The organism is Gammaproteobacteria bacterium (genome assembly GCA_011682695.1).
Lineage (GTDB): Bacteria > Actinomycetota > Acidimicrobiia > Spongiisociales > UBA4744 > BMS3Bbin01.
Map to the genome: position 1 here is coordinate 1 of JAACED010000080.1, position 6,807 is coordinate 6,807.

Below are 6,807 nucleotides of genomic sequence, written 5' to 3' on the forward strand. Positions count from 1 at the left end.
CCGGAACCGGCCGTGGTCCTCGGGTTCACCGCGGGTCTGATCATCGATCTGCTCGGCAGCGCGCCGCTCGGGCTGCGGGCGATGGTGCTCACCATCGTCGCGTATGTAACCGTTCGGACACGGGATCGCTTTGAGATCTCGATACCGACGATCGGCGTTGCCGTCTGGGCGATCGCTCTCGGAGGCACCGTGTTGCTCGCCATCATTGGTACTCTTTTCGGAGAGAGAATTCTTCGTGACCCGCTGGTACTTCGCCAGATCTTGCTGGGCCCTGTCTATGACGTGATTCTGGCCGTGGCGGTCCTTCCACTCATGACACGGGTTCTTGGCGGTGACAGGCACAGGGAGATGATGCTGTGAGAGAAGGCTGGCGTCTCGGCGCGATCGGCCTTGTGTTCGTAGCGATGTTCACGGTCCTGGGTGCTCGCCTATGGTTCGTCCAGGTCGCTGCCGCCCCGGATTATCAACGACGGGCAGAGAATCTTCTCGTCGCCTTCCGGACGCTCCCCGCACCCCGGGGATCGATCATGGACCGCTCGGGAACAACCATCGTGGCGAGCAAGTTCGCACCCGGCATCGTCGTCGACCGCATCATGATCCCGGCCGATATCGAAGATTCGATCGTTCAGCAACTGTCCGGACTCATGGGAATCCCGGCGGTGTCGATCTGGGCCGCCTTCGAAGAGGCAGGTTCTGCCAGCGTGGTATATCTCGGGACCGTGGATACCGATGTCGCCTACTACGTGTGGGAGCACCAGAGCCAGCTACCGGGCGTATCGATCGAAGAGATTCCGGAGCGCCGTTACCCGCAAGGTTCGCTCGCGGGCCACATCATCGGTTACACGGGCAAGCCTTCAGCCGAGCAGCTCATGGCTGACGAGAACCTGGATCCGAATGCGATCATCGGCAAGGGCGGTCTTGAAGCGTCATACGACGAATGGCTGCAGGGGGAACCGGGTTCGGAGGCATACCAGACGAACGCTCGCGGCTCGATTCTGAAGGAGCTGCTCCGCCAGCCTGCACAGCCGGGCGATACGTTGCACCTGAGCCTCGACCTCGACACCGAAAGGGTCGTCGAGCAAGCTCTTCACGACGCAATCGATCTCGCGAATCAGCTCAAACACGAGAAGGGCTCCTACAACGGTCTCGCCCGAAAGGCGGTCGCCGTCGTGATGGACGTCACGAACGGCGGGATCATCGCGATGGACTCCGTTCCCGAGTTCGATCCAACCCTCCTTCGAGAGGTCTCCTCCAAACAGCTCGAGAGTCTCGTCCGCAACGGCGAGTTCTCATACAACAACCTGGCGATATCCGGCCAGTATCCGCCCGCATCGACGTTCAAGGCGGTCACCTATCTGACTGCGGTCGAAGAGAACATCTACCCCGAAGGCGTGACCGGTCCGAACGACCGGACCGAATGCAGCGCCCAGCTGAAGGCGCCGTTCACGGACGGCTCCGCCCAGGTCTGGAAGAACTGGACGTTCCCTCGTGACGGCGGGTTCCAGAACCTGCATGAGGCATTCGCCCGCTCCTGCAACGTGTATTTCTGGGAGATCGCACTGCAGATCTGGGATCGGTACAAAGGCACCGACAAGGAGAACCTCCTCCAGGACTGGGCCCGCCGGCTCGGATTCGGAGCCCAGACCGGGATCGATCTGCCGGGGGAGCAGGATGGGCTGATTCCCGATCGGGCGCTGTTCGAAGAGCGCAAGCAGACACAGCTCAGGAACCCCAGTCTGCGACTCCTGGACGAGAGTCGGTTGACGACCGTGAGCCCGTGGTTCGGTGGAGACCTCCTGCAGATGGCGACGGGACAAGGCGCTCTCCTCACGACCCCACTCCAGATGGCGGTCGCCTACGCGGCTCTGGTCAATGGAGGGACCGTCTGGAGGCCGAGGGTCGTCGACCGAATCACCGACGTGGATGGGCACGAAGTCATGTCGAACCCGCCGGAGGTCGTACGATCGCTCGACCTCGCTCCGGCCATCGTGCGGATGCTTCGCGACGATATGCGCAGGGTGACCAACGAAGGCACTGCCAGGTCGGCGTTCGCGCCCATGGGGAGCAAATCGGTGCTCATCGGCGGCAAGACAGGGACTGCACAGATGCCGAAGGTGTGTGTCGAGAAGGATGCGGACGGCAAGTGCCTTCGTCTTCGTGACGCGGACGTGACCTCTTGGTTCGTGGGGGTAGCCCCCATCGACGACCCGAAGTACGTTGTTGTCGTGATGGTCGAGGAAGGCGGCGGGGGCAGCCAGGTGGCTGCGCCGGCCGCGCGGTTCATCTTCCAGCACCTCTTGGGGATGGAACCGACACCGATTATCGCCGGCGAGAGGACGGAGTACTGATGACCACCGGTGTACGCGATCGCGCCGTCGTCGATGACCGACGGCGTCCGGGGCCGGATGTGATCCTGTTCATCTCCATGATCGTGCTTGCCGGCCTCGGCATTCTCATGGTCTACACGGCTTCGTGCGCAAGCCTGGAGGCTCGAGGACTCGATCCGTCATCGCTCATGGTCAAACAGGCCATCTTCGCGGTAATCGGCCTCGTGCTGTTTTTGATCGGTTCGCTCATCGACTATCGCGACCTGGCCGGCTGGTCCGGTGTCATTTACGCCCTCATCCTGATCGTGCTCGGGTTCGTGCTGACGACAGCGCCACACGCCGGTGCCAACCGATGGATCCTGATCGGTCCGTTCCAGTTCCAGCCGTCCGAATTCGCCAAATTGGGTGTCATCATCGTGCTTGCCGCCGTGCTTGCACCGGCGCGTGAAGAGGGGATGCGTTGGAACAGGCTGGGACTCGCGCTCGGAATGCTGGCGATCCCCTCGTATCTCATCTTTCGACAGCCGGACCTCGGAACGATGCTGGTGTTCGGGTTCTTTGCTCTCGTGATGCTGTTCGTGTCCGGCACGACGTTCCGGCAGCTTGCGGTCCTGACAATCGGAGCGGTGGGTGGCATCGTCACGGTCTGGAAACTCCAGTTGCTTCGCGACTATCAGTTGGCGAGGTTGCAGAGTTTCATCGATCCGACCGCCGATCCGCTCGGTATCGGGTACAACCTGATCCGAAGCAAGATCGCGATCGGAAGTGGGGGGATCTTCGGGAAAGGCCTGTTTGGGGGGGCTCTCACCAATCTGAGTTTTGTTCCTGCCCAGTCCACAGACTTCATTTTCACCGCAGTCGGTGAGCAGCTGGGACTCATCGGCGGTGCGATCGTTCTCTTCGTCTATGCGGTGTTGTTGTGGAGACTGCTCGTCATCGCTCGCAACGCACGGGACCGGTTCGGGAGGCTGTTGACCGTTGGCATCGCCGCCATGCTCGCTTTCCAGATCTTCGTGAACGTGGGTATGACGATCGGCATCATGCCGGTGACCGGCCTACCACTTCCGCTCATGAGCGCAGGGGGCTCCGCGCTCCTCGTCACCGCGCTCGCGCTGGGTCTCGCGAACTCCGTCTGGCTGCGCCGCACGCCGGTGCCCGGCGAGCCGGTGAACGCCTGACAGCGAGGGCCTGGTTGCTGGGGTTGGGGCCGAGACCTCGTCTGGGCCCCCCTCCCGGCTTCGCCGTACTCCCCCCAGCGCTCGCTTCGCTCGCTGGGGGGAGAGATGTTTGCTCCGCTCACTGGGGGAGAAATGTTCGTTTCCTCCCCCAGGAGGCCGGAGGCCGACATTGGGGGAGGTGTCCTCGGCGCTTTGGCCGAGGAAGGAGGGGGTCCTGGGTCGGCAGCAGAAACTCCCTCCCGGCTTGGCCGTGCTGCCCTTCCGGCTGACGCCGGCCCCGGTCGGCTTCGCCGTACTCCCCTCAACGGTCGCTGTGCCCCCTGGGGGGAGAAACCGGTCGCTGCGCCCCGTGATCTTGTGTGGACCTGAGGTGGCGGTAGGAGCGGGGGATACCAGGTATCGGTAGGAGGTACGCGGGAAGGCGAGCGAAGCGAGCCCGGCGACTGACTACGCTCTGTCCCATGTACCGACGTGGCGATCGCGGCTGGGTGGAAGTGATCTCCGGTCCTATGTTTTCGGGCAAGAGCGAAGAGCTGATCCGGAGAGTGGTTCGGTCCAAGATCGCTCGGATCCCAGTCCAGGTCTTCAAGCCGGTGATCGACACCCGCTACAGCGAGACCCAGATCGTCTCACACTCCTCCCTCTCGGTGAGTGCCATCCCCGTCCCCAACGCGGGCACGCTGCTGGAGACGGTCGAGGAAGCAACGGTGGTGGTCGGTGTAGACGAGGGGCAATTCTTCGACGACGAACTCGTCACCGTGACCGACATCCTGGCGCGATCAGGGAGGCAGGTGATCGTGGCCGGCCTGGATCTCGACTACCTCGGAAGGCCGTTCCCACCGATCCCCAGCCTTGCGGCAAACTCCGAATACCTCACCAAGATGCTCGCGGTGTGTCACCGATGTGGTGCCCCCGCCGGTTACACGCAGCGGATCATCCAATCGGACGAACTCGTCGTTCTCGGTGCGACCGATGCCTACGAGGCTCGGTGCAGGCTGTGCTTCGACCCGTTGGAGCCAGAGCAGACACGTCTCGACGTGGAGTGATACACCATTCCGGCAGGCCACCGGAAGGATGAAGCTAACCCAATCGTCTGCTACTCTTGATGGGCGGCCACCCGAGCGGTGGCCCGTATCTCGCCCCCGAGGAGCAAGCCCTCATGTTTTCATCCGGCGGTTCGCGAAGAACGCCAGGGATCAGGGATCGGTCCGTTCTGCATCACCTCCGGACCGTGCGTCGGGATTCGCGAGATCCAATGGCAGGTAGGGCTGCCACACATGCGAAGGAGTTAGAGGGACATGGCGTTGTTTCGGCGAAAGGTCGAGGTGCTCAGGAAGGGCACCGGAACCGGAGCAGTAGAAGAACGGAAGACCAGGCGCGTCGGCGGTAAGACGCTCGAAGTCCGCAGGGTTCGTGAACCCGATGCAAAGCGGGCGAAACGGCGCGACGATCGTCCGGCCTCCAAGAAGGCAGATCGAGGGCGTCGTTCCGAGCCGAAGACGGAAGAGATCATCCTTCCGCCGGAGACCGAGCGCAAACAGATGCTCGTCCGCGTGCTACCCCATCAGACCCAGATCGTGGTCTTGGAAGGCGCTGTCCTCGTCGAACACTACGTAGCTCGTTCCGACAAGGGATCACTCGTCGGATCCGTGTATCTCGGCAAGGTCCGCAGCGTTCTTCCGGGGATGGAGGCGTCGTTCGCAGATTTCGGCGCTTCGAAGAACGGTGTGCTCTATGTCGGCGACCTCCAGCGCGACCCCGGGAAACGCCGTCCTCGGATCGAGGAGGTCCTCTCCAAAGGCGACGAAGTGCTCGTCCAGGTCGTGAAGGATGCGATGGGCCACAAGGGAGCGAGACTCACCAACCAGATTTCCCTCGCGGGCCGCTACCTCGTCTTCGTCCCCAATTCGGATACTCACGGAATCAGCCGGCGGCTACCGGACGATGAGCGGAACCGTCTTCGCAACATCGTTCGGGACATCAAGCCGGAGGGTGCCGGCGTGATCGTTCGCACGGCTGCCAAGGGTGCAACACGGGCCCAAATACGGGCCGATCTCGCCCGGCTCGTGCAGACCTGGGAAGAGATCCAGGAAGAAGCGGCCAAAGGGGGCGCTCCGCGGCTCATCCACGAGGAGCCGCCGCTGCTCATTCGTGTCATCCGAGAACATTTCACCCCGGACTTTCGGCGCCTGCTGATCGATGATCCCGCTGCCAAAGAGCAGGTCGAGCAGTACCTGAGCGAGACGGAGTCCGACCTGATTTCGCGAGTGCACCTCTACGAGGACGAGATGCCGCTCTTCGAGCGCTTCCACGTCGAGGATCAGCTTCGTAAAGCTCTGGATCGCAAAGTGTGGCTGCCCTCCGGTGGACATCTGGTCATCGACCGCACCGAAGCGTTGACGGTCATCGACGTCAACACCGGGCGCTTCGTCGGTTCTTCGAGCCTCGAGGAAACGGTTCTTCAGAACAACCTCGAAGCCGCGGAGGAGATCGGGCGTCAACTCCGACTCAGAGATATCGGTGGGATCATCGTGATCGACTTCATCGATATGGAAGTCGACGGGAACCAGCGGGCGGTGTTGCGCAGACTGCGTGAAACGCTTGCCAAAGACAAGACTCGAACGCAGGTGTTCGATGTGTCACATCTCGGTCTCGTCGAAATGACTCGTAAGAACGTAGCCGAAGGTCTCGTGGAATCTTTCTCCGAAGTGTGCACGTGCTGTGGCGGTCGGGGTGTGATTCTTCACGAGGAAGCTGCGACGGTTGGACTTCCCGTCGAGGTCGAGGATTGGCAAGAACGCGGAAGCGAGTAGACTCGCCCGGCTCACAATAGGGAACAGTCATGTATGCAATCATTCGCGTCGGCGGCAAGCAGGCGAAAGTCAAGCCCGGCGACATCATCGATGTCGAGCGCATCAAGTCCGACGACGAGCAGGTCAGCTATGTACCGCTGCTGGTTGTAGACGAAGAGGGCAACACGATCACCGATCGCGACAAGCTGGCCAAAATGTCGGTGATCGCCAAGGTGCTTGGCGAGTCACGCGGACCCAAGATCGACATCTTCAAGTACAAGAACAAGACCGGCTATCGGCGCCGACAAGGCCACCGTCAGACCTACACGACAATCGAGGTCACAGGTATCGGCACGGCCAAGAAGGCGACGAAGGCACCGAAGAAGGCCGAAGCGCCAACGAAAGCTGTCAAGGCCGAAGCGCCAACGAAGGCTGAAGCGCCAACGAAGGCTGAAGCGCCAACGAAGGCTGAAGCGCCAACGAAGGCTGAAGCGCCAACGAAGGCTGAAG

6 protein-coding genes are annotated in these 6,807 nt (G+C 62.0%); all 6 read left to right on the plus strand.

Annotated elements, in window-relative coordinates; translation table 11 throughout:
* Positions 1–360 (plus strand): rod shape-determining protein MreD (mreD, locus tag GWP04_11475; protein ID NIA26172.1); only part of this gene is annotated, 360 nt, incomplete at its 5' end.
* A complete protein-coding gene (mrdA, locus tag GWP04_11480) occupies positions 357–2,348 on the plus strand; it encodes a penicillin-binding protein 2 (GenBank protein NIA26173.1) in 1,992 nt (663 codons plus the stop codon). The genes mreD and mrdA, both read left to right, overlap by 4 nt.
* On the plus strand, positions 2,348–3,505 hold the full coding sequence (gene rodA, locus GWP04_11485; GenBank protein NIA26174.1) for a rod shape-determining protein RodA: 1,158 nt from the start codon (positions 2,348–2,350) through the stop codon (positions 3,503–3,505). Before mrdA ends, rodA begins: the two co-directional genes overlap by 1 nt.
* A 461-nt stretch (positions 3,506–3,966) precedes the next feature.
* Positions 3,967–4,551, plus strand: a complete 585-nt coding sequence (locus GWP04_11490; GenBank protein NIA26175.1) for a thymidine kinase — start codon at positions 3,967–3,969, stop codon at positions 4,549–4,551.
* Positions 4,552–4,803: 252 nt separating this feature from the next.
* Positions 4,804–6,318 carry an Rne/Rng family ribonuclease gene (locus GWP04_11495; GenBank protein NIA26176.1) on the plus strand — a complete coding sequence of 505 codons (1,515 nt, stop codon included), beginning with the start codon at positions 4,804–4,806 and terminating at the stop codon, positions 6,316–6,318.
* Between the two features lie 29 nt (positions 6,319–6,347).
* On the plus strand, positions 6,348–6,807 hold a 460-nt coding region (gene rplU, locus GWP04_11500), incomplete at its 3' end, for a 50S ribosomal protein L21 (GenBank protein ID NIA26177.1).